Consider the following 26,313-nt stretch of genomic DNA (forward strand, 5'->3'; position numbering starts at 1 on the left):
TAAGAGGAGGAATATGCTATGAAAAAAATTGCACTATTTTGTGCTGCAGGAATATCAACGAGCTTACTAGTTAAAAAAATGCAGGAGGCCGCTGAAAAAAGGTATCGATTGCCATATTCAAGCATACCCTGAGTCAACATTATCAAAGAGATTAGATGAAGGGATAGATGTTGCATTATTAGGTCCACAAATAAGATTTGAAATGGGAGCAGCTAAAAAACTTTGTTCAGCAAAATGAATTCCAGTAGAGGTAATAGATATTGTGAATTATGGAATGATGAATGGAGCCAAAGTTCTAGAGGAAGCTTTAAAACTTTCGGGAAAATAATAAGGTCTAATTTTCATAGATTTTAAGGAGAGGATATAAATGAGTTTCATTAAAAATGTTCAAACAAAAATGAATGATGTAATAATCCCTGTAATGGGGGCACTTGGAAAAAATAAATATCTTAAAGCTATTTCTGGTGGTATGATGAGTTCGTTACCGATAACTGTAGGGGCTGCTATATTTTCCTTATTAGGTAGCTTTCCTTATGAGCCATATATAGATTTTATTAAATCTATAGGTTTAAGTGAACAATTAAATGCAGTTTCAACTGGAACACTAAGTTTACTAGCTGTTTATGTAGCATTTTTAATTGCATATCGTTTTGCTGAAAATGAAGGAATAGATCCATTACCAGCCGGTATTTTTTCTTTAGCTACTTTCTTTATTGTTATTCCTCAAAGCGTAAAGGAACAGGACAAGATTATTTCAGCTTTACCATTAGATTATTTAGGTGGGGCCGGCATATTTGTTGCCATGATATTATCATTATTAATTGCAAAAATTTATTGTACTTGTGTAAAAAAAGGTATTGTAATTAAAATGCCTGAGAGTGTACCATCCATGGTTTCAAAATCTCTTACACCTGTAATTATAGGAATTATTATAGCAGTTGTAGCTTTTGCTATTAGGTATGGATTTGCAATCACTAGCTTTGGTAGTATATTTAATTTTATTACGGTTGTTGTTGCAAAACCAATAATGGCTATTGGAACATCAATTCCAGCATTGATTTTTATATTTACTATTGTAAATTTTCTATGGTTCTTTGGTATTCATCCAAGTCCAATTACAAATCTTATTTATCCAATATTAATTGCAATGATTACAGCAAATGTTACAGCTTTTCAGAATGGTCAACCACTTCCATATTTAGATGCTATTGTTGTATATACATCTTTAGGTATAGGAGGAACTGGAGGAACTTTAGGCTTAGCTGTTGTAATGTTCATATTTGCTAAGTCTGAAAGATATAAAATGATGGCAAAAGTAGGTTTGGTACCTAATATTTTTAATATAAATGAACCTTTAATATTCGGAATGCCTATTATGATGAATCCATTAATGTTTGTTCCTATGGTTGCTAACCCTGCTGTAAGTGGAGTGATTGCTTGGTTATTTGTAAAAGCTGGCTTCATTACTACAATGAATTCTGCAGTACAATTAGGTCTTCCATGGACAACGCCGACAATAGTTCAGGGTTTATTAATTGGAGGATTACCATTCTTCATAATTCTTTTAACATGTTTTATAGTAGGAACTCTTATCTATTTACCGTTTTTTATGATACTTGATAAGAAAGAGTTAATAAGTGAAAAAAATATATCTGAGTAGTTCTATGTGGAAATATAGTGGTAATTTACATTAAAGATAAGAAAAATTATTATGAAAGATATAGACTTGTTATAAACTGTTAATTTAAATTTTTAACAAGGATAGATACAGAGGTTTTTCCAATAGTTATTAGTTAAGTGATTTGTGGGGATTTAAAAATGCTATAAGCGCATTAACGGAAAAAGTTGCAGAAATCAAGGGTATGCTAATAAGTCAAGTGGATGGACAAGTAGTATTTAAGTATGCAAATGATATAGATAAAGTGGTTTTAGAAATTTTGGAGCGATTCACACATATCAATCACTCCTTTCAGGAAATATATTTTTCTTTCTTAAATTATAATATAACTCAGACAGGAGTAATTGTATAACAATATTAACTTAACAAAATCCTAGATTATATAAGGAGGCTATTATGAATAATCAAGTATTTAATCCTTTCCTTCCAAGCTACGAGTATTTGCCAGATGGTGAACCCTATGTTTTTGGAGATAGAGTATATATTTATGGTTCTCATGATAAGTTTAATGGAGAGAAATTTTGCGAAAATGACTATGTTTGCTGGTCTGCTCCAGTAGAAAGATTGTACGACTGGCGTTATGAAGGAATTATATATCGTAAAAATCAAGATCCATTTAACATTGATGGTACCAAGTGTTTGTATGCCCCAGACATCCAACAAGGGCCAGATGGTCGCTATTACCTTTACTATGCACTTGATACGATTGGAATAATGTCTGTGGCAGTTTGTGATACGCCAGTAGGCTCATTCGAATACTATGGTTCAGTTAGGTATCAAGATGGAAAAATAGTTGGAGAAAGCAGCGAAGACATATTCCAATTTGATCCAGGTGTATTTATGGATGACGATGGAAGAATCTATCTTTACACTGGATTTGCTCCAAGAGGCAACGAGTTCTGGGATAAAATGATTAAAGGTCGTAAGTATGAAGGTGCTTACTGCATTGAATTGGAAAAGGATATGTTGACAGTTAAGGCAGGTCCTAAGTTGATTATTCCTAAGGCAGGTCATGCAGATGATACAAGCTTCACTGGACATGAGTTTTTTGAAGCTAGCTCAATGCGAAAAGTAGGCAATACTTATTACTTTATTTACTCCTCTATCAATAGCCATGAATTGTGTTACGCAACAAGTGATCGTCCTGATGATGGTTTTGTTTATGGTGGAACTATTATTAGTAACGGAGATATCTACTATAATGATAGGTCTGAAGCTGAAGGATTAAACTATACAGGCAACAACCATGGCAGCATAGTAGAAATTAGTGGTCAGTGGTATATTTTCTACCATAGGCAAACCAATAGGCATTCATTTTCACGTCAAGCTTGTGCTGATAAAATTGTTATAGATAAAAATGGATATATTAAGCAAGTTGAGATGACAAGCTGTGGATTAAATAATGGTCCGCTTATAGGAAAAGGAAAATATGATGCGTATATTGCATGTAATTTATTCTCGAAACAAGGAGCATGTTTTTATAATAGTAATAATAAAGAAAAATACGAGAATCACCCATTTTTTACGCAAAGCGGTACTGACCGTGAAGAAAACAGTGATCAATATATTGCTAACATGCAGGATGGATCAGTTGCGGGATTTAAATACTTCAATTTGCAGGATATTACTAAAATTTCGGTGCAGATTCGAGGAAATGCAAAGGGAGAAATGATGGTTTTATCAGAGATTGGAGGAAATATATTGGCATATATTCCCATTGAAGCAAGTAATTCATATAAATTGTTTGATGCTGAACTTAAAGTACATAATGGTGTTACGGCTTTGATTTTTCAGTTCAAAGGGGAAGGATATTTAGACTTCAAGTCGTTTATACTGGAGTAATTTGTAAAGATAGATTTACTCATGGCTTTATTATAAATTATAAAAGAAGCGTAGATGTTAATATGACGAATTGTCAAGCTAAGTGCAACACTTAGCTTGCTTTCTTTAAAAGATTCTAATGGCGCCTTAAAACTAGACATTTTCTTTGTCTATTATTTAGAATATTTTCAACAATATCAACATCTTCTTGTGTTATAGTAGAAAATAAAATTTCTTAGGAAAGAATTCTTTAATTAGCCCAGTAGTATTTTTGTTGGTTCCTCTTTGCCATGAACTATATAGATCTGTAAAATATACATCAACAATAGTATTATTTAATTTAGGAGGTATTGCAAATAATACTTAAAGAAGTATCAGAAAAAACAGGCATATCAATAGAGAATCTACGTTACTATGAAAGAATAGCCCTTATTCCATCACTTCCAGGACAGAGTCCGGTATCTGAAATTGTGATGAAATGTCAATCTGTGTTTTATATCAGTAGCACGTTAAAGATATGAGACACAAATATTATATCAGATTGCTGATGTATTCTGTTTTTCCACTAAGTACATCCTTGTAAAAGTTTTGTTTCCAGTCAATATAATTAACAGAAGCAGTTATCTCTTCAATTTGGGAGAGTAATGATTCTTTTTTTATTTTCAACATTTCCTGACGAGATGGAATGGATGATTTCCCTTCAAGACAAAGTGAAAGATATTCTTTCATATCTGCAATGCTCATAGAACACTTTTTTAAACAGCTCAGATCTTTGATCCATGCTAAATCTCTCTCATCAAAAATGCGACGATTATTTTTATCACGTTTTACGTTTGGCACGAGACCTTCATTACAATAGAACTTTAATGTTTCATAGGTCAATCCGGTAGCTTCGCAAACTTGTTTCATCGTATACATATTTCATTCTCCTTTTGGCTTTGAAATTAAGATTTCAAAAATTTTTTAAAAAACACTTGACCGGTTGTTACAACCGATTGATACAATCTAATCATATCAAAAAGAAAAAATTATGCAAGGAGGTCTCAAATGTTATTTTATTTTACAGGTACAGGTAATAGCCTTTATGTAGCAAAAAATATCTATGATAAACCAATTAGCATCCCACAGATTATAAATAGGGAGAAATTAAGCTTTAGAGATGAGAGCATAGGTATTGTATCTCCTGTCTATGGACATGAAGTTCCACCTATGGTAAAGGAGTTTTTGAAAAAAAGCACATTTGATACAGAATATTTCTATATGATTCTGACCTATGGGAATCGTCATGGTGGCGCAGCAAAACTGGCTGATAATCTTTGTAAAGAATGTGGGATAATAGCAAGCTATATCAATATTATTATTATGGTAGATAACTGGCTTCCAAGTTTTGATATGAATGAGCAGATTTTGCTTGATAAGAAGGTAGATGAACATATTGCTGAAATCGTGGAAGATATTAAAAATAAAAAGAAAATGATTTCTTTAGTAACAGATACTGATAGACAAGCACATAAGCAATTTCTTGGAAATATGAGCAAGATGCCTGCAGATGCATGGCAGCATCTTTTAAAGGTAGGAGAAAAATGTATAGGATGCGGTATTTGTGAAAAAGTTTGCCCATCTAGCTCAATCAAAATAGAGAATGGAAAAGCCTTTCATATACCAGGTAACTGTCAGACATGTCTAGCTTGTGCACATGCCTGTCCGCAGAAGGCAATCGGACTTGCCATACCAGAAAAAAATCCTGATGCAAGATACCGAAACGAGCATATTGAACTGAGTGAAATTATAGAAGCTAATAACCAGAAGAAGTAAAATGGAGGCTTTAATTAATATGAATGAAGCAGCAAAGAAAAGAATGGAAGAACTGTTTAAAGGAGCAGAATGTACTTTGGCAGTAAGTGATCCGGAATGGATAGAAATTACTGCGAACTTTTCTCAGAATGAAGTAGTCAATACTGGAAGCCTAACAGAAAAAGAGCGAATGCTATGTATCCTTTCTGTATTGCTTGGATGTCAGGGGATGGGAGAATATCGTAATATGCTACATGCTGCATTAAATGCAGGAATTGACCCAGTAGCTATCCGTGAGGTTGTTTATCAGGCAACGGCTTATTTGGGAATTGGCCGTATCTATGATTATGTAGTTGTTACAAGTGAAATCATGGAACAGCACGGTATCAAACTTCCATTGAAAGAGCAAAGTACCACAAATGCAGAAAGTCGATTGGATGCAGGTCTGGCTAAGCAGGTGGAATTGTTTGGTATAGGAATGGCTGAAAGACAGACCAACGGTCCGGTTTTAAGAAAAAATGTAAATCGCTGGCTTGCAGATAGCTGTTTTGGCGATTATTACACCCGAACCGGACTTGATAATCAAGAGAGGGAGATGATTACCTTCTGTTGTATTCTCGCACAGGGCGGCTGTGAAAATCAGCTGCATGGTCATACAATGGGAAACATTGGCACTGGGAATGGTAAGGAAAAGCTGTATCAGGTTGTTGAACAATGTATGCCATACATCGGTTATCCACGTACGTTGAATGCGATGAATATTATTGATGAAGTTACTGCAAAGGCAGAATAAGAAAGGATAAGAATGAGTAAAATATTATTTATGAACACAAGTCCAGATAAGAATGGAAATACGTTTCAAATGGGAACAGATTATTTAAAAGGAATAAAGTATGATACTTTGCAAATGGCTGACTACAAAATCTATCAGTATGGACAGGTATTTGAGGATGATCAGATAAAGGAGATGTTCATTCCAATTAAAACAGCAGATACATTGGTGATTGGAAGTCCGGTATATTGGTACTCAGTCGGTGGACTGCTAAAAACTTTCTTTGACAGACTTTATATGCTGCCAGAAGCTAAAACACTTCGAGGTAAAAAACTTTATTTCTTTGCACAAGGAGAAGCTCCGAGTCAGGAAGCAGTAGATACAATTGAATATCTGATTAAAAATGTATGTAGAGTAACTGAAATGGAATTAAAAGGATTTGCTGTCGGAGCATCAGAACTTAATCATATGGAAAAACCAGAATAGGAGGAATTAATAATGAAGGAATTCACATTTTCATACCCAACAAAGGTATATTTTGGAGAAGGTGCTGCTAAGAGAGCGTTAAGAGCGGAACTTGGAAAAGTAGGGAAAATAGTTATGCTTGCATATGGTGGAGGCTCTGTTAAGAAAAATGGAGTGTATGATGAATTGCTACAGCTTCTTACGGAGGCTGGAAAAGAGGTAGTTGATTTTTCTGGTATCATGCCAAATCCTACCTATGCAAAGGTACAGGAAGGTGCAAAACTTGTAAAGGAAAGGAATGTGGACTTTATCCTGGCAGTTGGAGGTGGCTCTGTCATCGACTGCTGTAAAGTGGTATCTGCGCAGGCAACTTTAGAGGAAGATATCTGGGATATGGAATATAAGTCTGGTAAGTTTCCAACAACTGGAATAGCGATGGGGGCAGTAGTCACAGCATCTGGAACAGGAGCTGAGATGAATCCAGGGGCAGTCATTACTTATGAAGACAAGATGTGGAAAGGTCCAATAGTTGGAACCTATGCAAGTTTTGCAGTTCTTGATCCAACATATACATTATCACTGCCAATGAAACAGGTGATTTCTGGTGCTTTTGATACGTTAAGTCACTGCATGGAAACTTATCTTGGTTCACCGAGAGATTTCAATACATCCGATGAAATCAACGAGGCAGTTATGAGAAGTACTATACGAAATATCCGCAAGTTACTTGTCGATGAGAAAGATATGGATGCAAGAAGTGAACTAATGTGGACATCGGCTATGGCAGAAAACGGAATCTTAAAGATTGGTAAAGTTACGGATTTCCAGGCACACCAGATTGAGCACCAGTTAGCAGCATACACAGATTGTAATCACGGTCAAGGACTGGCAGCCATTCATCCAGTATTATATCGTCACATGGCACCAGAAGGAGCAAAGCAGTTTGCCCGACTTGCAAGGGAAGTGTGGAATGTGGACGAGACAGATAAGAGCGAAGAAGAAATTGCACTGGCAGGTGTGGATGCACTGGAAGCATTTATAAAAGAAATTGGATTGCCAACCACACTTTCAGAAATGGGCATCACAGATGAAGGAATCTTGCGTTCTGTAGCAGACACCTGTAATCTAACAGCCGGATGTTGTAAAAAGTTTGAAAGAGACGAGATTTTTGAAATTTTAAAGGAGTCTAAGTGATATGAAAGCAGGTAAATCCTTTATAATAGTTTTAGTAGTACTTGTTGTATTTATAGTAATTGTATTTTTAGGATATAGCATATATCGATATCCAGCAAAATTCAGAAATCTTTCAGATAATTCCTTAAAGGAAGAAGAGGTTAAGGAAGTAAGAAGTGAAATATTGAAGAAAGAAGATGTTAAGATATTAGTAGCATATTTTTCGAATTCTGGAACTACAGAAAGGATGGCATCAGAAATCAGTACTGAACTGAATGCTGATTTATTTGAGATAAAACCAAAGGAAGCATACAGTAATATATATACGCAGGGAAATAATGAGATACGAAATAGTGCTAGACCAGAGCTTGCAGAAACCGTAGATAATATGGATGAATATGATGTGGTTTTTGTTGGCTTTCCAGTATGGTGGCATGCAACGCCAGCGGTAATCAATACATTTCTTGAAAGCCACGATTTGAGTGGAAAACTGATTATTCCGTTTTGTACAAGTGGTGGAAGCGATATTGATGAGCCAATGCCTACATTTTTGGATTCATGTGACGGATTGGCAGTTTTCGGCGAAAAACGTATTACTGGAACGGGCGAAATTACTGGCTGGTTAGAAGAACTAGAACTTCAGAGTGCAACAGCCCAATAAGACTCGTATGATAAAGATCTACTGATTTTACATGATGATGTAGACGATCTTGTTGATGTTTCATATTCCGAAAAAGCTATCCAGGTCTATTCTCCTGCTGATTTGAAAATCATTCCGGGTATGGACATGGTTTTAATGGAGCTGATGGTGAACAGACAATCCAGTATATCTATGATTATCTGAGAAAACATTTAGATTGATGAGGAAAGTAATATACATTATGAAATCAAAACGAAACATTTTAGTACTGTAGTTTGTGTTGCTTTTAGCTTTTGTATTTACCGCTTGCGTCAACAACGGAGCCACAACGGTGGATAAAGATTCTCAAACCAAATCCAAACATGACACATCTACAGGCAGCACCAGCCACAATAGGAAAATACTTATCGCCTATTTTTCTCATACGTGAACTACGGAGAAGGTAGCGCAGCAGATACAATTTTAAAATATAATTAACGTTATAAAGGTCAACATGTTGATCTTTAGAGGAAGGAGCATTGTATTATAGTCAAATGCTCCTTTTACATTTTAGTACTTCATAAGCTAATCAAATCTTTATGAGCTTATGAAGTACTTATGTATAGAATAGCATCATTCGGTTGCGGGGAACAAGGATTGACAAGTTATAAATTAGAACAATTGCTAGACTATTATTTCTTTATGAGTTGATTTGATATGGCAGATGAACAAAGGCGCTAGATTAAAATACTGCGATATCAAGGCTTAAAATATTGGTAGATATAGTTTTTTTGAGAAGCTGCAATAAAAAAGAGTTAGAATTTACAATATTTATTGTAAATAAGCTTTCTGATTATTTAAAAAAATAGTTATTGAAGATGTATCAAAAGATGTTGAAATTTCAATAGTTAATGAAGCAAGAAAATTTTCAGATACTGAGTATTTGTATATTGGTAAATGCGATGTTAGGGATTATGGCTCATACAATTATAAGTATAATTGTATACGGTAGGTTATTTATGATTAGCAAAAGAATAATAGAAGTATTTGATGAACTAAAATTACCTGCCTTTTATATATCAAAAGGCAATTTTAAAGAATCATGTGTAGTATTTAACTATACAGAAACACCATCATCATTTGCAGATAATGAAGAAGATACAACATCATATGATATTCTTTTGAATTTATATGATAGATAAAATATAACAGAAACAAGTGAAAAAGTAATAAAGAAATTAAATGAATATGGATTTAAGAAAGTCGTCATACAGTCGCACTTGATTGTAATGATGGCTTTTTTAATATGCCAATTAAACTAAAGATAAAATTAGAAAGTAGGAATGATTAATGGAAAAGAGAGCAGAAGGATGTAGACTACTACATTTAGCAAAAAGAATTTCAAGTGGTGGTAAATTAAGTGGTAAATCTATTCCATTAGAAGAGGGAAATCTTGATTTGATAATAGAAAGTGATGATATTGATGTTGATGCAGAAGAACTAGAAAATTTCTTTAATTAAGTAGTGATGCCACCATAGGGATGATTATTGGAATGTTAATAATATCAGTATCACCGATAATGTTAATACTGATATTACGAGCATTAAAACATAATTCTAAAAATTGTGGATTTAATCTTGAAATTAACATAAAAGGTTTTAAATTTTCTTTTAAAACAAAAGAAAAGAATACTCCCATCAATTAGCATTCTTTTCAACAACAATTAATTTAATCTAATAGCCCTAAAATCAAAAACGTTCTAGGAAAGTGTCATGTTACCAGCATGGCACTTTTTTATATTTATATTATAATCTTTATAAAAATAAACATTAAATGTTTTGGTTATCCGTATATAATTTTATCCATCTGCAAAGAGTAGCACGTCTAACTCCTAATAATTTAGCCATTTCTACTTTGGTGATTTCTTTATATTATATCATTATAAAAACTATCTGTCTGTGTCTACACTTCTATACTAACACCAATAGGAATTTTAAGTGTCAGAATTAGTTTTCTTTGAACTAAGAATATAATCTATATCACTTCGAAGAGCATTTATTAAAAGCTGAGCAAGTGTATCTATAGGTTCATTTTCTTCATTAAAAAGATCACAGGAACTAATTGGTAGATTAAGATCTTTAATAAGAGTGACAGCTTTATTTAAAGACTGAAAAGAAGATCTGTTTTTAGATTCATTGGAATTAATTCCATAAAGCCAATATTCCTCTGGTAGTTCGGTTAACTGAGTAATATTTTTAAGTATAGTTTTAGATGGAGTGCGAATTCCTTTTTCAAGTAAGGAATAGTAGCTCTCGCTTATATCCAATTTTATGGCCATTTCTTTACTTTTTAGACTATTCTTAATTCTATAATTCTTTAAACGAATTGAAAACATATGAAATTCCCTCCTATACCGCATTAGTCATATTATAAAATATAAAAATACATAAGTAAATATATGGATTTAAAAAAGCTGCCATAAAAATGACAGCTTTTTTAATGTTTAAACTTAAGCAACTTCATACTTAGTAACAACTCTTTGAGTAAGCTTAGCAGAATTTTTGCTTATTAAGCTTCCAGAGTCAACTAAGAAGATGTTTTTTTCAATTATAAGGTTCATAAGGGCTAAAACTTGAGCTTCTTTGATGTCATTTTTAACACCAGTGATGCTCATATTTGTAGTCTTACCACCTTCAGTATTGAAAGTCATTGATAAGATGTATTCCATAGAAAATATCCTCCTTTCGTAGATTTTTAATAAATGATGCTATTAAGCCTGAGTTAAGCTTGAAGTAACATTTATTAAAGTGTCACGTGTTTCACCATCCATGATGTTTTTGATTGCATCAGCAACATCATATACAGATTGAAGATCTGAATCTTCTTTAACATTTGAAAAAGTCTTTTTAGCAAATGTTGGGTCGCCGACTTTATCTTGTCCGTTTTGTACTTCTATGCTTATAGAAGTTGATTCTACAGCTTTATTTACTGCCATCTTAAATTCCCCCTTTCATTTTTGATCACATAATATATATGATCTTAAAATGAAGATTACAGAATTTACTTATGTTTTTATATAAATATTATTAGTAAATTTAAATTATAAAAAGCTTGTAGCATTGCCATAAGACATAAAAATTGGGCCACGTAGGCGAGTTTAATTTAGCTACTTTTTTATAATTTCAATAATGTGTAATAGTCAGAAAGTATGTAGTAATTAATAAAATTGATCTTTGAAAACTGAATAATTCGATATTGGAAAGTATGATATAATTAGCTCATAATAAACAGATAAATTAGAATTTGGAGGTTAATCATGAAAAAATGGTATGATGAGGAGTACGAATGGGAAATTGAGGTGATAGGGTTTCTTCGGAGTGACCACACAGAGCGGTATTGCCGAAACGGCGAGGAAGTTGGAGATAAGTATACCTGCACCTATGGCTGTCCTGTAAATACGGATGGACAGGGTATTTGCTCCAAAGTAATGATGATTATGTTCCCAATCATGGAGGCTGTCAGAAGTGGCGGAGATTTAGAGAATATTGGTGGAAATAGCAAATGTAGCAAAGATATTGTATGTCCAGATGGCTGCGTTATGTTTAGGATGACGGCCAAGAAACTTGGAAATGAGAATTTTTATAAGGGGAAGTTTTTCGATTAGCTTTAATTTTTATTGTGTTTAGTTTGAAGATAGACCAAAATGTATAAATTTCAGTCTAGATATGAGCTTATTACTACTTAAAAAATAAATAACACCATGTTGTGTGGAATAATGTTTATGGAGTTTTAGCTGATAACAATGCTCTTAACTGGTCTTATTGGGATAAGTGGCTTTGGTTTATTTCAACGACTAGTTTTATCATTTTTATAATTAATTTAATCATAGTTGCATCAAATAAAAAAATAAATAGAATTAAGTTATGAACAGTTTTAAACAACTATTATATTAAAAAAGTAATGGAAGGAGAGAAAATATAAATGATTAATAAAATTTTTTTTAATAAAAGTAATTGGATTAAGATAATACATGTCATTCTATTTATTATTACAGGAATGTATATACTAGAATCTATATTTATTAGAGGACTATTTAGTAATGTTATTTTAGCTTGTATTAATATTATATTAAGTATTGTTGCATTTATAATAGCATTTATAAAGAAAGAGTATAAATTAATCATTATTGATTTTGTTATTCTTAGCATAACTTTATTAATATTTATATATCTAATTTATATTTAAAACATATATTTTTAGTAATAACAACTTTAAATTTATTAAAATACCGTATTATTCAAAATGAATATGCGGTATTTGGGGTACGCAATTCTAAAATAGTATATATATTTTAATTATAAAAATTAAAATAAAAAAAGCACTAAACAATTATAAAACTGTTTAGTGCTTTTTCTCATGCAACATGATCAGAATCACCAGTATCAATAACTATGCCAAGCTTAGTAGAAATAATTGTGTTTAGTTTATTAATTGAACTTGAAAGGCTTCTCATCTGTTTTTCCAATCTTATTAGTAAGTAAGCACTAATTGCAACGGGAAATCCAACATTGCCTATAAGTCCTATTAAATCATTAACATTCTTAATTAGAACATATATATTATGATTGAAAATTAGCATAGAATTAAGTGGATTGCTAGATATTGAAAAAGAAGGTGAATCTTAATTAAGCCTCACCTTGCAATTAATGTTTTAAATCAATAAATATACTAATTTTAAATAGTATATGGTTCATCACAGGATTTTCTGAAAAGGTGCTTTTTCTCAACATCAATCCTTTATTCAAAAACAAGTAAATAGGTCATATAATAGATGTAGAGTATTATTTATCAGAAAATTTCAGGATGAACCTAATATATAATAAGAAACTACAAGTATATTGATAATAAATTATAAAATAGCTATAATATAACAAGTGAAAACGATAAACATTTATATTACTAATATACGGAGGATAATAATAATGAAAGAAAAAAATAGTGAAGATAATATATATAGTTTTATTAGTGATGTATGTAGAAATCAAGAAATGGAAAATGGAATTATAGTTGGATGTGATACAAATTATATTGCAGAATCTATGAATTTAAAAAGATCTAATGTAAGTGCTGTATTAAATAAGCTTTGTAGGGAAGAAAAATTGATAAAGATAAAAGGTAAACCAGTTATTTATAAAATAAATGAAGAATCATTGTTTTATGATATGGCAGAAAACATAAATCCTAATGAACTGTCCGATCTTGATAAATTAGTTGGTAGTGAAGATAGCTTAAAGGGATGTATATTACAAGCTAAAGCAGCAATTATGTATCCTCCAAAAGGCTTACATATATTATTGTTAGGAGAAACTGGTGTTGGAAAAACATTATTTGCAGAAACTATATATAAATTTGCAAAAACAAGTAACATATTAAATGAAGATGCCCCTTTTGTAGCGTTTAATTGTGCAGATTACGCTAATAATCCACAATTACTGTTGTCGTATTTATTTGGAGTAAAAAAAGGAACTTATACAGGTGCTAATGATGATAGAGATGGAATTGTGGAAAAAGCAAATGGCGGAATTTTATTTTTAGATGAAATTCATAGATTACCTCCAGAGGGACAAGAAATATTATTTTATTTAATTGATAAGGGTGAATATAGACCACTAGGAGAAGTGGAAAAGTATAAAAAAGTAAATGTGTTAATTATATGTGCCACAACAGAGAAGAAAGAGAATGCTTTGCTTACCACATTTATTAGAAGAATACCAATGATAATATCTATACCATCTCTTCAAGAAAGAACATATAATGAACGATTTAAGTTAATAAGCAAATCATTTCATATGGAATCCCAAAGAATAAGTAAGGAAATAGTAGTTACACCAGAAGCTATAAAAAGTCTTTTATTATATAATTGCACAGGAAATGTTGGACAACTCATGAATGATATTCAGCTTGGATGTGCAAATGCATTTTTAGATTGTATGATTAATGGAAAAAAGGATGTAATAGTAGATATAAATCAATTTCAAAATCAAGTTAAAATGGGAATACTTAATTATAAAAGCAATAAAAAAGAAATTGATAAAATCGTAATCGAAAATAGTTTGTTTAAATTTACAGGAAATATGGAAAGTCCAATAGAATCTATTAATGAATCTGAAAATAATCTTGGAACTTTATATAGTAATCTTGAAGGCCGTATAGAACAGCTTAAGAAAAGAGGATTAAATAAAGATGATATTTATATGGTTATGAGTATGGATATAGATAAATATTTTAAAAATTATATATATAAAATTTCTACTGGCGTTAATAGAGAAGAACTATCAAAATTTGTTGACAATGCTATTATAAAACTTGTAGAGGATTTTATAGAATGTGCAACAATTACTCTAAATAGAATATTTACACAACAAATAGTATATAGTCTTTGCTTACATATAATTTTTTCTCTTGAAAGAATAAAGCAAGGAAGAGTTATGATTAATCATAAATTAGATGAAATAAAAACTAAGTATAATAAGGAGTTTAAAATATGTTCAAAATTCACAAAAGAGATTGAGCATTTTTATAACATAACTATTCCAGAAGATGAAGTTGGATTTATCACAATGTTTATAACAGATGAATATACAAGCAGTAATGAATATATTGACAACAAGCCAAGAGTTCTTATTGCAATGCATGGAGAAAGTACTGCTACATCTATGAAAAACGTGGTAAATAGATTTTTAGGAAGCAATAATACATATTCGTATGATATGAATTTAGATAAATCAACGCGAGAGGCCTATGAAGAGATAAAAAATATAGTAAAAGAGATAGATGAAGGTTCAGGAGTACTTCTTTTAGTTGATATGGGTTCATTATATAAATTTGGAGAATTGATATATAGTGAAACAGGAATAAAGGTAAAAGTAATAAATATGGTTAGTACACTTATTGCTATTGAAGTTGCTAGAAAATCTTTAATTAATAATGATATAGAAGAAATATATAAGGAAACTTTAGAGAATATAAAATATACATTTCATTATGATGATACAAATTATCATAGATATGACTCAAAAAAAGACAATGTAATAGTTACACTATGTATAACAGGAGAAGGTGCAGCTGTAAAGTTTAAGAATATGATAGAAAATAATATTATGGTTAAAAATAGAAACATAGATGTTTATGCTATGTCCATATTGGATAAAGAAGATATGTTAATAAAGATAAATAGGCTTTCAAATGAAAAAAATATACTTGCTATTGTAGGAAGCATAAATCCAGAAATATATGGTATACCTTTTCTTCCATTTAGTGAGTTATTTAATGAATCAGGATTTAGAAAGTTAGAAAACTTTATTAATATGGAAGATGTAACTCTAATATCTGATGTAGATGAAAATCAAGTAGAAGATATTTGTGACAAAATTATAAAAGCATTTAAAGAAGAAATAAAAAGTTATGATTTAGAAGATATAAAAGGATGCCTTATTAAATTTGTTTATGATATAAAATCGCAATTCAATTTAGTGATAAATTTAGATAGTAGTGTTGGTATATTAATGCATTTAATATCTAGTATTGATAGGATTAAGTTAGGACAATATATAGAAAAAAATATAGATACGAAAGAAATTTTAAAGGAAAGAGAAGAAGATTTAAAAAAAGTAAAAAAAATACTCGAACCTATAGAGAAAAAATGCTGCATGAAATTTTATGATGATGAGATATATTATTTATATACATTAATAACTAAAATATAGTTAGCAATGTGTATATTATATGTGTATATTCTTTATTAATATGTGTATATTTTAGATTGTCATGTGTATAATATAAAATAATTTAGAAAGAAAAGAAAATTTGAAATATAAAAGAGTAAGAATGCTGTAGTGCACATATATTACAGCATTCTTACTCTTTTATAATTCATTAATTATTTAGTTTAAATGTGTATGGCATAGATATTGCTATATATATTTATGTAAATGATATTATTGAATATAAAATTTATTAGGAGGAATAATAAATGAAAATTTTATTGGTTTGTGCAGGTGGAATGTCAACAAGTCTAGTAATGAAAAAAATACGTGCAGCTTTTGGAGAAGATGAGGCTGATTGGTCAGTAAATGCAGATTCAGTAGAAAATTTAGAACAAATAATAGATGATTATGATGTTGTACTTTTAGGGCCGCAAATTGGTTATAAAAAGAATCAGCTATTAGAGATAGCAAAAGAAAAAAACAAGCCGCTTGATGTTATAAATTCAATGGATTATGGAATGGGAAATGGAATTAATATATTAAAACAAATTAAGAAAATGATTAATAAATAAATTGATTTATTAACTAGGAGGTTTTAGATTATGAATAGCTTTATGGAAAAATTAGAAGGTATATTAAATAAGTATTTAATGCCTGTAGCAGATAATTTAAATAAAAATAAAATTATGACAGCCATTAAAGATGGGATGATGTGTTCGCTTCCTGTAACTTTAATAGCATCAGTCGCACTTATATTAAGTAACTTTCCATTCTTAAGTAATTATGCACCAGGTATAGATGCAGTATTAAAAAAGATATTTTCATCTATTAACCCAGTTACATTAGGGCTTTTAGCGATTTATATAATTATAGGTACAGCAAGAAGTTACTCAAAAAATAAAAATATAGATCCAATGTATGGTATTATGTGTGCATTAGCTTCTTTTTTATTAGTAACACCATTCTCAACAGTAACAGATGTAATTGTTGATGGAGAAGTAATTAAAAATGCTACTGTAAGTAATATAATCCCAACAAATGTTTTAGGGGCTTCAGGTGTATTCCCAGCATTAATAATTACATTTATTTCAATAAGTGTATTAGCATATTTAGAACATAAAAAATTTACAATAAAAATGCCAGATTCAGTTCCAGACAATATTGCAAAGCCATTTTTAGCTATTATACCAATCGGAGGAGCTATTCTTGTAGCATTAGCAATTAGATTAGTATTTGAAATTACTCCATTTGGAACATTACAAAATTGCATTGATACTGTTATAACAAAACCATTCTTAAGCTTAGGAAATAATATATGGGTATTTTTATTTATTATTTTTGTATGCCAAGTATTATGGTTCTTTGGAATTCATGGAACTAATTTAGTTCTAAATACAGTTTGGCAGCCAATAGCATTGGTAGCAATGGCAGCTAATTTAGAAGCATTTAGTGCAGGACAACCATTACCATATGTTTTAACAGCAGCTTTCACATGTTTTACAGGACAAGCTAAATTATCAGAAATTGTTGCATTAAGTGTTCTAGGAAAATCAAAACAAGCAAAGGCTATTAGTAAATTGTCATTAGTACCAGCATTATTTAATATACATGAGCCATTTGTATTTGGTTTACCTGTAATAATGAATACTACATTAGTGATTCCTTGGATGATTGTTGAATCACTTCAAGCAGGATTAGCATACTTTTTAGTTGTTTTAACTGGAGCAGTTCCAATATTCCAAGCACCTTGGACATGTCCTCCAATAATACAACAATTAATTGCAACTAATTTTAATCCATGGTCAGTAGTAATAACAATAGCAACATTTGCATTAGGATTTGTCTTATGGGTGCCATTTATTAAATTATTAGATAAGCAATACTTGGAAAATGAAAAGCAATTAGAAGAGAATGCTTAAGAACAATAATAGTTATTTTAAGGAGAAAATATATGGAGCAAGAATTAATAGCACTAAATTTAATATCAAATTCTGGAGTAGCAAGAACAAAGGCTTTTGAAGCTTTATCAAAAGCTAGAAAAGGAGAATTTAATGAAGCAAAGTCTTTACTAAAAGAGGCTGAAGAAAGTTCATTACTTGCTCATAAGGCACAAACAGAATTATTGCAAGCAGAAGCAAATGGTGAGAAGTTAGATTATAGTATTATAATGGTTCATGCACAAGATCATCTGATGACATCAATGTTAGCTAAGGAGCTGATAGAAGAGATGGTAAAAATGTATGAAGAGTTTAGGAAATAATAGTTTGGTGGTGTGGTTATGGAAAAATTAGAATTACAAAAAATATTTGAAAACTTAACATTAAAAGAGAAAATATATCAATTAGTGCAATTATCAGGTGAATTTTTTAAATCAGATACATTAGCAGTAGGACCACAACAAAAATTGGGGATAAGTCAAGAGGTTGTTGATAATGTAGGATCAGTATTTAATATATTTGGAGCAGAGCAATTAATAAGAATACAAAAAGAATATTTAGAAAAAAGTAGACATAAGATTCCATTATTATTTATGGCTGATATTATAAATGGATATAAAACAACATATCCAATTCCACTTGCATTAGGTTGTACTTGGAATCCAGATCTTATAAAAAAAGGAATGCAAAATACAGCTGAAGAAGCAGCTGTTTCAGGTATTCATGTAACATTTTCTCCAATGGTTGATTTAGTTAGAGATGCAAGATGGGGAAGAGTAATGGAATCAACAGGAGAAGATACTTACTTAAATTGTGAATTTGCTAAAGCATTTGTTGAAGGATATCAAGGAGATTTGGATCCAAATAAAAATATAGCTTCTTGTGTGAAACATTTTGCAGCATATGGAGCTCCAGAAGGTGGAAGAGAATATAATACAGTTGATATGTCCGAAAGAAGATTAAGAGAAGATTATCTTCCAGCATATAAAGCGGCTGTTGATAGCGGTTGTGAACTTGTTATGACATCATTTAACACTGTTGATGGAATTCCAGCATCAGGAAATAAATGGCTTATGAGAAATGTGTTAAGAGAAGAATGGGGATTTAATGGAATTATAATTTCAGACTATGCAGCAATTCAAGAACTTATAGCTCATGGCGTTGCAGAAGATGATAGAGATGCTGCTAAACTTGGAATTGAAGCAGGTGTTGATATAGACATGAAGACTCCAGTTTACTCTAATCAACTTGAAGGTTTAGTTAATGATGGAGTTATTAGTGAAAAATTAATAGATGAGGCTGTATGGAGAATTTTGAATTTAAAAAATAAATTAGGATTATTTGAAAATCCATATAGAGGAGCAGATGTAAGTAAAGAAAAGAGTGTAATATTATCTCCAGAAAAACTTAAATTAGCAAGAGAAATTTCTAGAGAATCCATAGTTTTACTTGAGAATAATGGTGTTTTACCAATCTCAAAAGATAAAAAAATTGCCATTATAGGACCACATGGAGAAAGCAAAGTACTTTCAGGTTCATGGGCAATTAATAGTAATCCTGATGATGTGACATCATTAGTAGAGGCAGTTAAAGAAAAGATATCAGAAGAAAACTTAATGTATGCAAAAGGTTGTGAAATGACAGAAGATAACTCAATTCTAGGTGGTTTTGGTAGAGCAATTGAAGAAGAAAAAATAGAAGTCGATAAGGAAAAAGACCTTGAAGAAGCTTTAAAAGCTGCTAGTAAGTCTGAAGTTGTTGTTATGGCATTAGGAGAACATTACTTGCAAAGTGGAGAAGGTGGAAGTAGAACAGAAATATCTTTGGAACAGGCTCAAGTAAATTTAATTGAAAAGGTAAAAGAATTAGGAAAACCTATAGTATTAGTTTTATTTAATGGAAGACCATTAGTATTAACAAATGTAGTTGATAAAGTAGATGCCATTATAGAAGCATGGTTCCCAGGAACAGAAGGAGGACTTGCAGTTTCAGATGTATTGTTTGGAGATTATAATCCATCAGGACGTTTAACTATGAGCTTTCCAAGAAGAGTAGGTCAAGTTCCACTACATTATAATGAATTTAATACAGGTAGGCCGGTAAAAACTTCCATTCATAATTCGAGATTTACTTCAAGATATATTGATGTAGAAAATACTCCTTTATACCCATTTGGATATGGATTATCTTATACTAAATTTGAGTATGGAGATATTAAAATAAGTTCAGATAAATTAACTAACAATAGTACAATAACTGCAAGTATAAAGGTAAAAAATGTAGGAGATATAGCTGGATATGAAACAGTTCAATTATATATACAAGATATAAAAGGAAGTGTAGTTAGACCAGTAAAAGAACTTAAAGGATTTAAAAAAGTTAAACTTGAATCAGGTGAAGAACAAGATATAGAATTTGTAATAAATGAAGAAATGTTAAGATTTTATACTAGTAGTATGGAATTTAAGTCAGAAGAAGGACGTTTTAAATTATATATTGGTAGTAATTCTGATGAACTTCAAGAAGCTGAATTTGAGTTAATATAATAGAGGATGATGAATAATTTGAAATCAATATAGAAATAGCAGAAATCATTGGAGTTATTAAGATAATAACTAGAGAATGTGGTTATGATTAAAGGGATATAAAGGTGAATATAGATTTATATGCAATAATCATCAAATTGGTACAACAAAGGTAAAACATTTAGCTACAGAGTGTGTAAACTCAGCATTTACTGGAGTGTTCTTAGGGGTATATGCAAGTGGAAATGGTGATGATATGAATTCTAATGCATATTTTGACTATTTAAAAATAACATAGAATATTATATAAATAAAAGAATAGTAATAAGTCTAATCTTTTGTGTAACCAATATAGTTTCTATGAAAAAATTAATTTGCGTATTTTTCTATTAATAATACTATGTAAGTACTAAAATAGAATACATATTTTAATTATAAAAATTAAGGCTCAACACTAAAAAACGTGCTTCATATTGTCAAGTACAATTTTTAGTTTTGAGCCGTAATTAAATAAGAAAATTTTCTTTAAAAATTGAATAGTATGGTATTTACTAAATATTGTTCAATATATATTTCGTAAATAATATATTGCAATAATAAAATTTCACTGAAGGTGTTTACAGGTTAAGTAAATATCATCATACAAAATGTAGAAAAGCAATTACAACATACATATTAAAATAATTACATTGAGCTAATTTAAAATATGTGATATAAAGAAAACAAGTACAAATGATATTTTAAAGCAAATATAAAGGGGGGAAACATGAAGATGAATAGAAAAATATCAATGATAATTTTATTTTTTGTGCTGTTTTCTATACTTCCAGTAAAGAGTTTTGCAGCTCAAACACCAATTGGTCCATGGGAGTATACACAAAAACTTGGAAAAGGATTAGATGTTGACTGGTCAAAGACAAAGGAAGGTAAAGAAGCTTATAATTCACAAACTGCTAAAGATTTTAGCGATATGGGAATAAATCATGTAAGAATAAGAATTAAGGATGATATGACTGATGATGCTTTTAAATTGTTAGACAAGCAGATTAATGACTGCCTTGAGAACAATATAGTACCAGTTATTGCTTATCAGGCAGATGAATTGAAAAATGACCCATCAGATAAGAATTTAAAGAAAGTAGTTAAATGGTGGGGAAAAGTTGCAGAGCATTATAAAGATTATTCATATCTTTTATCATTTGATTTAATAATAGAAGTAACAGATGCGTTAAAAAAAGAGCCAGAGCGATTAAATGAGATATATGAAGATATTGTAAGTGAAATCAGAAAGACAAATCCAAATAGAATATTAATGATATCACCTAGAGTGCGTTCTAACCCAGAGTATTTAAATGATTTAAAAATACCAACAGATCATAATGGATACCTAATGGCAGAATGGCATTTCTATGCCTCTGGTCCAAGTAAGACAAATAAAGAAAAATTGTGGACAACTGGTACTGATGAGGAAAAACAAATAATAATTGATAAGATAAACTTAGCACTAAATTGGCAGAAAAAAACTGGTATTCCTACATGGGTTGGTGCATGGATGCCAGGAGATTATAATGATGGAAACAATTATTCAGTAGAAGAACAAGTGGTATTTGCAAAATTTGTATCAAATGAATTAGATAAAGCTAAAATACCATTTGCAGTTAATTCTGATACGAAATTTTATGACAGAAAAAATAATAAGTGGTATGCTGAAATGATACCAGTATTAAATGCAATAGGATTTTCAAAAAATTCTGAGAACTCTACCAATAATAATAGCCCAACGGTAGTGATAAAAAAACAGTGGATTAAAGATAATATAGGATGGTGGCTGAAAAGATCTGATAATACATATCCAAAATCGCAATGGGAACTTGTTGATGGAAATTGGTATTGGTTCGATAGTAGTGGATATATGGTGACAGGCTGGAAACACATTAATTATAAATGGTATTATTTAAATGCAGATGGCTCAATGAAAACTGGATGGTTAAAAGATACTAATGGAAAATGGTACTACTTAAATACTGATGGCTCTATGGCATTAAATAGTAACATTGATGGATATAAGTTAGGCTTTGATGGAGCATTGGTACAATAATAAGAAATAATTATGATTATTAAAAAATTGCAAAGGTGACTATTATATAATCTCATAAAGAATAAAAAGAGCACTAAACAATTATAAAAATGTTTAGTGCTTTTCATTATGCAGCATGATCAGAATCACCATTATCAATAACTATGCCAAGCTTAGTAGAAATAATGGTGTTTAATTTATTAATTGAACTTGAAAGGTCTTTCATCTGTTTTTCCAATCTTATTAGTAAGTAAGCACTAATTGCAACGGGAAATCCAACATTGCCTATAAGTCCTATTAAATCATTAACTTCCATATTGTATCACCTCCTTTAATAGCACATGTACTTGATTGTACACAAATGCAATTTATTTATTTTATAATATATATGCACCTATAAATAGAGCAGCTATGCCACAATACGGAACTTTCCACCTATAAATAGAGCAGCTATGCCACAATACGGAACTCCCCACCTATAAATAGAGCAGTTATGTCATAATATAAATCTTTTCACAAATAAAAATGGTGCAATAAATTTATTTCGCTATATTATATATATGACCTTTTAAGGTGAATTACAGAAATAAAGATAATTATTGTGATCCACCTTCTTCAGTAATGTATTTATAATAATGATCAAGAGCTATATCAACAATAGTGCTTACACATACATTAATGTCTGGATGAATGCTCTTAAGTTCATTTAATTTTCTGACAGTAGATGAACGAAGCATATATGTTCTTTTTATATCAGGGACTTGACCTTTAATAAGAGGGGCTGCACCATTTGCTATAGGTGTAGTTCTGTTATCAAATAATGTTTTGTCTTTATGGTCGTTTAAGTTATTAACATCATTTATATGAGTAGAAGAAGCCTTATTATGTGAAACTATTGTTTTTTCTTCTTTATTATTAGAATGGAAATTATCATTTAAAACCATTGTTTTGTCTTCTCTTATATTATTTGTGTCATTATTATTTATATATAAATTATTAGGTGTAATATCTAAATCAGAATCAGAGCTGTTGCCAAAGCTAAAAGCAGCAATACATTCTCCAAGATTTTCAGTACTATCAAAACATAAAAGGTCCTGTGATTCATTAACTTCAAAATCACTTTTAGGTATCTCATCATTTTTCTTTCTCACCACTTTTAAACCTCCTTAATTGTCAATTGTACATTATAAAATGCTTAGCGCTTGCATCACCAAGCACTATATGCCTCTACAATAAATATGATTCGAAAACATAAATTACAGTATTCTAATATTCTTTTATTCTAATATTCTTAGGAATTTTAGAATAAAGGAATATTAGAATATATACATAGGAGAATATTAGAATATTACCATATAAGAATATGCTTATTTTATGCGGGGTAGAAGGAATTATTTTAAGGAAACACCTACTCATATGCATTTTAAAGAAACATCTTCATCATGAGATGAAGATGGGCTATAATGTTAGGCTCGTGCCTCACCAAACATTATATGCCGGTGGAAGCGATTCACACCAAATCACAGATTTGGGTTCTCTGCTTATAAAAATAGCTACTCAATTCTTGTAATTATAACTCTTAAATCATATATATTATCTGAGTAAATTTAATTTTGAGAGGTGTATTTATATGATTAAAGAGAAATTTACAATGAGACTGGAAAATGAAGAGGTAATTGATAGAAAGGCTTTATGTTTGGCAGTAAATAATTCTGCAAAAAAGGAATCATCATATTATTCATTACTTCAGGATGAGCTTAAGGTATGCCATAAATGCCATTTATTATTTAAAGGAAACTCCAACTCATATTCATTCGTAGGAGTAAGTGCGAGCAAGCCAAATGTAAAATTTGAGCTCTTACTTATCTGTGATGGCATTGATGAGATGGAAGAAAAGTATGCTGAAGATACTGAAATTACAGTTAAAATATTTGATATATAGGGCAGGCGTAATATGAGTGATGTTATAAGTTCATCTAATACTGAAAATATATTGAGTGAAGCACAAAGCTCAGAAAATATAAAAAATGGATGGGTGTTAGAAAATGATAAGTGGTATTACTATGAAGATAATAAAAAATTAACTACTGAATGGGTCAAAAGTAATGATAGGTGGTATTACTTAGAAAAAGATGGACATATGGTTAAAGACTGGTTTCAGACTACAAAGAATAATGACTGGTATTATGCATTCCAAAATGAAACTATTAATAATGGCAAAACCTTTTATGAAGGGGAAATATGTACTGGCTGGCTAAAATTAAATGGTAAGTGGCATTTCTTTGAGGATATTAATGAGAATACTCTTGGAGTTATGTATTCTGATGGAATATTCAAAATAAAAGACAAATATCATAAATTTGATAAAGAAGGTGTGTGGCTTGAAGAAGTAAAAGAAAATCAAAATGAAAGAAATGAAATCATCTCAGATGGATTATGTGATTTTATTGCATATTTTGAAGGATTCAGATTAAAAGCTTACTACTGTTCTAGTGGTGTGCTAACTATTGGAATTGGATGCACAAGAAAAGAAGTTACAAGTTTAGGCACTATAACAAAAGAAAGGGCTTATGTGGAGCTTAAAAAAGATGTATCTAAATTTGCTTGTAGTATTGATGATTTATGTAATAAAAGTAATGTGGATTTAAAAAGTTATGAACGTGATGCTTTAATTTCATTTGCATTTAATTGTGGCATATCAGCTTTAGAAAAATCAACTTTATGGTATAATATAACAAAAGGAATACGAGATAAGAATATTATTTATGAAAACTTCTTGAGGTTTGTTAAATCTTCTTCTGGAGAAGTGCTTCAAGGATTGGTTAGAAGAAGAAGGGCAGAGGCTGAGTTATTTTTGCTTTGCAGATACCTGAATATTTAGGATAAGAAAGTATCAATAATTATAACTGCAAAGTGTAATTTTAAATAATCAAATAGTAAGATATATTATATATTAAAATAAGGCTCTATTAGATATAATTGTTGATTTATAGTAATAATAATAGGTAGTTAAATTTAAACTACCTATTGCTTGTCTATTTAATAACTTTAGATATATAAATCCATTAATATTTCATCATAATAATCACCATTAATATTAAAGAAATTTTTATGAACGCCTACTTCTACAAATCCATGCCTTTTATACAGTTTAATGGCATTATGATTATCCTCTTTAACACCAAGACTAATATTCTTTATAGATTTATTATCTTTTGCAAATTTTATTAACTGCTCTATAGCAAAACTACCAACTCTGTTTCCCCAATATTCTTTTATTACTGAAATTGCGAGTTCACTATTATGACCTATTCTTTGTCTGTTCTGACTACTTATTTGAGAAACACTCACAATTCTATTATCAATTACACCTAACAACATAAGAGAGTTTTTATCTTTATTAATATTTTCGATATATGCTCTCTCTTGTTCAATTGTAAGTTTAAACTCACCTTCTCCAAAAAGTAAATTATTACTTTCTCCACCAACAGTATTCAAATATTCAATAATATCGTTAGCATCGTCTACTGCTGCCTTTCTCAAGATTAATTGTGCTCCATTCTTCAATTCAACTTTATCAATAATATTGTCAATATGTTTTATGCTCATAAACTCAACCCCTTTGAAAATTATTATAACTATAACACCAGCATAAATATATAATATTATATACAAATTTAGGCAT

The 26,313-nt window shown here is 30.4% G+C and carries 29 protein-coding genes and 1 pseudogene; 22 read left to right on the forward strand and 8 right to left on the reverse strand.

The features are described 5' to 3' along the window. Window positions 1-18 precede the first annotated feature (18 nt). From CNEONATNEC86_RS03605 to CNEONATNEC86_RS21410, 4 genes and pseudogenes are all read left to right on the forward strand, one after another. Window positions 19-328: pseudogene (locus CNEONATNEC86_RS03605) on the forward strand (PTS sugar transporter subunit IIB). Between the two features lie 39 nt (window positions 329-367). Beyond that, window positions 368-1,660, forward strand: a complete 1,293-nt coding sequence (locus CNEONATNEC86_RS03610; RefSeq protein ID WP_159115604.1) for a PTS sugar transporter subunit IIC — start codon at window positions 368-370, stop codon at window positions 1,658-1,660. Between the two features lie 414 nt (window positions 1,661-2,074). Then, window positions 2,075-3,520, forward strand: coding sequence for a family 43 glycosylhydrolase (locus CNEONATNEC86_RS03615; protein ID WP_125149431.1), 1,446 nt, complete (start codon window positions 2,075-2,077; stop codon window positions 3,518-3,520). 329 nt (window positions 3,521-3,849) lie between these two features. Beyond that, window positions 3,850-4,020, forward strand: coding sequence for a MerR family DNA-binding transcriptional regulator (locus CNEONATNEC86_RS21410; protein ID WP_243145112.1), 171 nt, complete (start codon window positions 3,850-3,852; stop codon window positions 4,018-4,020). Between the two features lie 10 nt (window positions 4,021-4,030). Here the strand turns inward: CNEONATNEC86_RS21410 and CNEONATNEC86_RS03625 are convergent, their stop codons facing one another. Beyond that, complete coding sequence (locus tag CNEONATNEC86_RS03625; RefSeq protein ID WP_125149430.1) at window positions 4,031-4,417, reverse strand: MerR family transcriptional regulator; 387 nt, start codon at window positions 4,415-4,417, stop codon at window positions 4,031-4,033. Window positions 4,418-4,546: 129 nt separating this feature from the next. Here CNEONATNEC86_RS03625 and CNEONATNEC86_RS03630 point away from each other — a divergent pair, with 129 nt between their 5' ends. The 8 genes from CNEONATNEC86_RS03630 (at window position 4,547) to CNEONATNEC86_RS21170 (ending at window position 10,028) form a co-directional block, all read left to right on the forward strand. Then, a complete protein-coding gene (locus CNEONATNEC86_RS03630) occupies window positions 4,547-5,314 on the forward strand; it encodes an EFR1 family ferrodoxin (protein WP_125149429.1) in 768 nt (255 codons plus the stop codon). Between the two features lie 19 nt (window positions 5,315-5,333). Continuing rightward, window positions 5,334-6,086, forward strand: a complete 753-nt coding sequence (locus CNEONATNEC86_RS03635; protein WP_125149428.1) for a carboxymuconolactone decarboxylase family protein — start codon at window positions 5,334-5,336, stop codon at window positions 6,084-6,086. A gap of 12 nt (window positions 6,087-6,098) precedes the next feature. Continuing rightward, on the forward strand, window positions 6,099-6,551 hold the full coding sequence (locus CNEONATNEC86_RS03640) for a flavodoxin family protein (protein WP_125149427.1): 453 nt from the start codon (window positions 6,099-6,101) through the stop codon (window positions 6,549-6,551). A gap of 12 nt (window positions 6,552-6,563) precedes the next feature. Next, window positions 6,564-7,724: an iron-containing alcohol dehydrogenase gene (locus CNEONATNEC86_RS03645; protein WP_125149426.1), complete on the forward strand. Its 1,161-nt coding sequence runs from the start codon at window positions 6,564-6,566 to the stop codon at window positions 7,722-7,724. 1 nt (window position 7,725) lies between these two features. Continuing rightward, on the forward strand, window positions 7,726-8,364 hold the full coding sequence (locus CNEONATNEC86_RS03650) for a flavodoxin (protein ID WP_125149425.1): 639 nt from the start codon (window positions 7,726-7,728) through the stop codon (window positions 8,362-8,364). Between the two features lie 977 nt (window positions 8,365-9,341). Beyond that, window positions 9,342-9,524, forward strand: a complete 183-nt coding sequence (locus tag CNEONATNEC86_RS03655; RefSeq protein ID WP_125149424.1) for a hypothetical protein — start codon at window positions 9,342-9,344, stop codon at window positions 9,522-9,524. A 148-nt stretch (window positions 9,525-9,672) separates the two neighbouring features. Then, window positions 9,673-9,843: a hypothetical protein gene (locus CNEONATNEC86_RS03660; protein ID WP_159115609.1), complete on the forward strand. Its 171-nt coding sequence runs from the start codon at window positions 9,673-9,675 to the stop codon at window positions 9,841-9,843. A gap of 32 nt (window positions 9,844-9,875) precedes the next feature. Further along, the gene (locus CNEONATNEC86_RS21170; RefSeq protein WP_185738765.1) at window positions 9,876-10,028 is read left to right on the forward strand and encodes a hypothetical protein; all 153 of its coding nucleotides are present in this window, start codon (window positions 9,876-9,878) and stop codon (window positions 10,026-10,028) included. Between the two features lie 288 nt (window positions 10,029-10,316). Here CNEONATNEC86_RS21170 and CNEONATNEC86_RS03665 read toward each other — a convergent pair whose 3' ends face one another. The 3 genes from CNEONATNEC86_RS03665 to CNEONATNEC86_RS03675 form a co-directional block, all read right to left on the reverse strand. Continuing rightward, window positions 10,317-10,718: a helix-turn-helix domain-containing protein gene (locus CNEONATNEC86_RS03665; protein ID WP_159115610.1), complete on the reverse strand. Its 402-nt coding sequence runs from the start codon at window positions 10,716-10,718 to the stop codon at window positions 10,317-10,319. A 114-nt stretch (window positions 10,719-10,832) separates the two neighbouring features. Next, a complete protein-coding gene (locus CNEONATNEC86_RS03670) occupies window positions 10,833-11,051 on the reverse strand; it encodes a DUF2922 domain-containing protein (protein WP_058293916.1) in 219 nt (72 codons plus the stop codon). Between the two features lie 42 nt (window positions 11,052-11,093). After that, window positions 11,094-11,318 carry a DUF1659 domain-containing protein gene (locus tag CNEONATNEC86_RS03675; RefSeq protein WP_125149422.1) on the reverse strand — a complete coding sequence of 75 codons (225 nt, stop codon included), beginning with the start codon at window positions 11,316-11,318 and terminating at the stop codon, window positions 11,094-11,096. 321 nt (window positions 11,319-11,639) lie between these two features. Here CNEONATNEC86_RS03675 and CNEONATNEC86_RS03680 point away from each other — a divergent pair, with 321 nt between their 5' ends. Beyond that, on the forward strand, window positions 11,640-11,987 hold the full coding sequence (locus CNEONATNEC86_RS03680; protein WP_125149421.1) for a TIGR04076 family protein: 348 nt from the start codon (window positions 11,640-11,642) through the stop codon (window positions 11,985-11,987). Between the two features lie 750 nt (window positions 11,988-12,737). Here CNEONATNEC86_RS03680 and CNEONATNEC86_RS03685 read toward each other — a convergent pair. Beyond that, entirely contained in the window at window positions 12,738-12,962 is a 225-nt protein-coding gene (locus CNEONATNEC86_RS03685) for a YvrJ family protein (RefSeq protein WP_125149420.1), read from the reverse strand. Between the two features lie 343 nt (window positions 12,963-13,305). On the opposite strand from CNEONATNEC86_RS03685, the gene CNEONATNEC86_RS03690 reads away from it, so the two are divergent. The 7 genes from CNEONATNEC86_RS03690 to CNEONATNEC86_RS03720 all read left to right on the forward strand — a co-directional run bounded on the left by CNEONATNEC86_RS03690 (window position 13,306) and on the right by CNEONATNEC86_RS03720 (window position 22,649). Next, window positions 13,306-16,089, forward strand: a complete 2,784-nt coding sequence (locus CNEONATNEC86_RS03690) for a sigma-54-dependent transcriptional regulator (protein WP_125149419.1) — start codon at window positions 13,306-13,308, stop codon at window positions 16,087-16,089. A gap of 266 nt (window positions 16,090-16,355) precedes the next feature. Further along, window positions 16,356-16,661: a PTS sugar transporter subunit IIB gene (locus tag CNEONATNEC86_RS03695; protein WP_125149418.1), complete on the forward strand. Its 306-nt coding sequence runs from the start codon at window positions 16,356-16,358 to the stop codon at window positions 16,659-16,661. 30 nt (window positions 16,662-16,691) lie between these two features. Further along, on the forward strand, window positions 16,692-18,008 hold the full coding sequence (locus tag CNEONATNEC86_RS03700) for a PTS sugar transporter subunit IIC (RefSeq protein WP_159115616.1): 1,317 nt from the start codon (window positions 16,692-16,694) through the stop codon (window positions 18,006-18,008). Window positions 18,009-18,040: 32 nt separating this feature from the next. Further along, entirely contained in the window at window positions 18,041-18,349 is a 309-nt protein-coding gene (locus CNEONATNEC86_RS03705; protein ID WP_159115617.1) for a PTS sugar transporter subunit IIA, read from the forward strand. A gap of 18 nt (window positions 18,350-18,367) precedes the next feature. Then, window positions 18,368-20,572: a beta-glucosidase BglX gene (bglX, locus tag CNEONATNEC86_RS03710; RefSeq protein ID WP_159135546.1), complete on the forward strand. Its 2,205-nt coding sequence runs from the start codon at window positions 18,368-18,370 to the stop codon at window positions 20,570-20,572. A gap of 136 nt (window positions 20,573-20,708) precedes the next feature. Beyond that, window positions 20,709-20,849, forward strand: coding sequence for a beta-xylosidase family glycoside hydrolase (locus CNEONATNEC86_RS21985; protein WP_353797245.1), 141 nt, complete (start codon window positions 20,709-20,711; stop codon window positions 20,847-20,849). A gap of 468 nt (window positions 20,850-21,317) precedes the next feature. Continuing rightward, entirely contained in the window at window positions 21,318-22,649 is a 1,332-nt protein-coding gene (locus CNEONATNEC86_RS03720; RefSeq protein WP_230131917.1) for a glycoside hydrolase family 5 protein, read from the forward strand. A 106-nt stretch (window positions 22,650-22,755) separates the two neighbouring features. Here CNEONATNEC86_RS03720 and CNEONATNEC86_RS03725 read toward each other — a convergent pair whose 3' ends face one another. After that, window positions 22,756-22,944 carry a YvrJ family protein gene (locus tag CNEONATNEC86_RS03725; RefSeq protein WP_125149414.1) on the reverse strand — a complete coding sequence of 63 codons (189 nt, stop codon included), beginning with the start codon at window positions 22,942-22,944 and terminating at the stop codon, window positions 22,756-22,758. A 280-nt stretch (window positions 22,945-23,224) separates the two neighbouring features. Next, window positions 23,225-23,782 (reverse strand): hypothetical protein, encoded by a 558-nt coding sequence (locus tag CNEONATNEC86_RS03730; protein WP_159135547.1) that lies wholly within the window; start codon window positions 23,780-23,782, stop codon window positions 23,225-23,227. A 476-nt stretch (window positions 23,783-24,258) separates the two neighbouring features. Between CNEONATNEC86_RS03730 and CNEONATNEC86_RS03735 the strand changes: the two genes are divergently transcribed. Then, window positions 24,259-24,570 carry a hypothetical protein gene (locus tag CNEONATNEC86_RS03735; protein WP_159135548.1) on the forward strand — a complete coding sequence of 104 codons (312 nt, stop codon included), beginning with the start codon at window positions 24,259-24,261 and terminating at the stop codon, window positions 24,568-24,570. A gap of 12 nt (window positions 24,571-24,582) precedes the next feature. Beyond that, on the forward strand, window positions 24,583-25,509 hold the full coding sequence (locus CNEONATNEC86_RS03740; RefSeq protein WP_159135549.1) for a lysozyme: 927 nt from the start codon (window positions 24,583-24,585) through the stop codon (window positions 25,507-25,509). A gap of 167 nt (window positions 25,510-25,676) precedes the next feature. On the opposite strand, the gene CNEONATNEC86_RS03745 is transcribed toward CNEONATNEC86_RS03740, so the two are convergent. Continuing rightward, complete coding sequence (locus tag CNEONATNEC86_RS03745; protein ID WP_159135550.1) at window positions 25,677-26,237, reverse strand: GNAT family N-acetyltransferase; 561 nt, start codon at window positions 26,235-26,237, stop codon at window positions 25,677-25,679. Between the last annotated feature and the right edge of the window lie 76 nt (window positions 26,238-26,313).

Source organism: Clostridium neonatale (assembly GCF_900465025.1).
Taxonomy (GTDB): Bacteria; Bacillota; Clostridia; order Clostridiales; family Clostridiaceae; genus Clostridium; species Clostridium neonatale.

Excerpts from the sequence above, each read along its gene's own strand:
- CNEONATNEC86_RS03610 (WP_159115604.1), top strand. The coding sequence starts at position 368 with ATGAGTTTCATTAAAAATGTTCAAACAAAAATGAATGATGTAATAATC.
- CNEONATNEC86_RS03615 (WP_125149431.1), top strand. The coding sequence starts at position 2,075 with ATGAATAATCAAGTATTTAATCCTTTCCTTCCAAGCTACGAGTATTTG.
- CNEONATNEC86_RS03625 (WP_125149430.1), bottom strand. The coding sequence starts at position 4,417 with ATGTATACGATGAAACAAGTTTGCGAAGCTACCGGATTGACCTATGAA.
- CNEONATNEC86_RS03630 (WP_125149429.1), top strand. The coding sequence starts at position 4,547 with ATGTTATTTTATTTTACAGGTACAGGTAATAGCCTTTATGTAGCAAAA.
- CNEONATNEC86_RS03635 (WP_125149428.1), top strand. The coding sequence starts at position 5,334 with ATGAATGAAGCAGCAAAGAAAAGAATGGAAGAACTGTTTAAAGGAGCA.
- CNEONATNEC86_RS03640 (WP_125149427.1), top strand. The coding sequence starts at position 6,099 with ATGAGTAAAATATTATTTATGAACACAAGTCCAGATAAGAATGGAAAT.
- CNEONATNEC86_RS03645 (WP_125149426.1), top strand. The coding sequence starts at position 6,564 with ATGAAGGAATTCACATTTTCATACCCAACAAAGGTATATTTTGGAGAA.
- CNEONATNEC86_RS03650 (WP_125149425.1), top strand. The coding sequence starts at position 7,726 with ATGAAAGCAGGTAAATCCTTTATAATAGTTTTAGTAGTACTTGTTGTA.
- CNEONATNEC86_RS03655 (WP_125149424.1), top strand. The coding sequence starts at position 9,342 with ATGATTAGCAAAAGAATAATAGAAGTATTTGATGAACTAAAATTACCT.
- CNEONATNEC86_RS03660 (WP_159115609.1), top strand. The coding sequence starts at position 9,673 with ATGGAAAAGAGAGCAGAAGGATGTAGACTACTACATTTAGCAAAAAGA.
- CNEONATNEC86_RS21170 (WP_185738765.1), top strand. The coding sequence starts at position 9,876 with ATGTTAATAATATCAGTATCACCGATAATGTTAATACTGATATTACGA.
- CNEONATNEC86_RS03665 (WP_159115610.1), bottom strand. The coding sequence starts at position 10,718 with ATGTTTTCAATTCGTTTAAAGAATTATAGAATTAAGAATAGTCTAAAA.
- CNEONATNEC86_RS03670 (WP_058293916.1), bottom strand. The coding sequence starts at position 11,051 with ATGGAATACATCTTATCAATGACTTTCAATACTGAAGGTGGTAAGACT.
- CNEONATNEC86_RS03675 (WP_125149422.1), bottom strand. The coding sequence starts at position 11,318 with ATGGCAGTAAATAAAGCTGTAGAATCAACTTCTATAAGCATAGAAGTA.
- CNEONATNEC86_RS03680 (WP_125149421.1), top strand. The coding sequence starts at position 11,640 with ATGAAAAAATGGTATGATGAGGAGTACGAATGGGAAATTGAGGTGATA.
- CNEONATNEC86_RS03685 (WP_125149420.1), bottom strand. The coding sequence starts at position 12,962 with ATGCTAATTTTCAATCATAATATATATGTTCTAATTAAGAATGTTAAT.
- CNEONATNEC86_RS03690 (WP_125149419.1), top strand. The coding sequence starts at position 13,306 with ATGAAAGAAAAAAATAGTGAAGATAATATATATAGTTTTATTAGTGAT.
- CNEONATNEC86_RS03695 (WP_125149418.1), top strand. The coding sequence starts at position 16,356 with ATGAAAATTTTATTGGTTTGTGCAGGTGGAATGTCAACAAGTCTAGTA.
- CNEONATNEC86_RS03700 (WP_159115616.1), top strand. The coding sequence starts at position 16,692 with ATGAATAGCTTTATGGAAAAATTAGAAGGTATATTAAATAAGTATTTA.
- CNEONATNEC86_RS03705 (WP_159115617.1), top strand. The coding sequence starts at position 18,041 with ATGGAGCAAGAATTAATAGCACTAAATTTAATATCAAATTCTGGAGTA.
- bglX (WP_159135546.1), top strand. The coding sequence starts at position 18,368 with ATGGAAAAATTAGAATTACAAAAAATATTTGAAAACTTAACATTAAAA.
- CNEONATNEC86_RS03720 (WP_230131917.1), top strand. The coding sequence starts at position 21,318 with ATGAAGATGAATAGAAAAATATCAATGATAATTTTATTTTTTGTGCTG.
- CNEONATNEC86_RS03725 (WP_125149414.1), bottom strand. The coding sequence starts at position 22,944 with ATGGAAGTTAATGATTTAATAGGACTTATAGGCAATGTTGGATTTCCC.
- CNEONATNEC86_RS03735 (WP_159135548.1), top strand. The coding sequence starts at position 24,259 with ATGATTAAAGAGAAATTTACAATGAGACTGGAAAATGAAGAGGTAATT.
- CNEONATNEC86_RS03740 (WP_159135549.1), top strand. The coding sequence starts at position 24,583 with ATGAGTGATGTTATAAGTTCATCTAATACTGAAAATATATTGAGTGAA.
- CNEONATNEC86_RS03745 (WP_159135550.1), bottom strand. The coding sequence starts at position 26,237 with ATGAGCATAAAACATATTGACAATATTATTGATAAAGTTGAATTGAAG.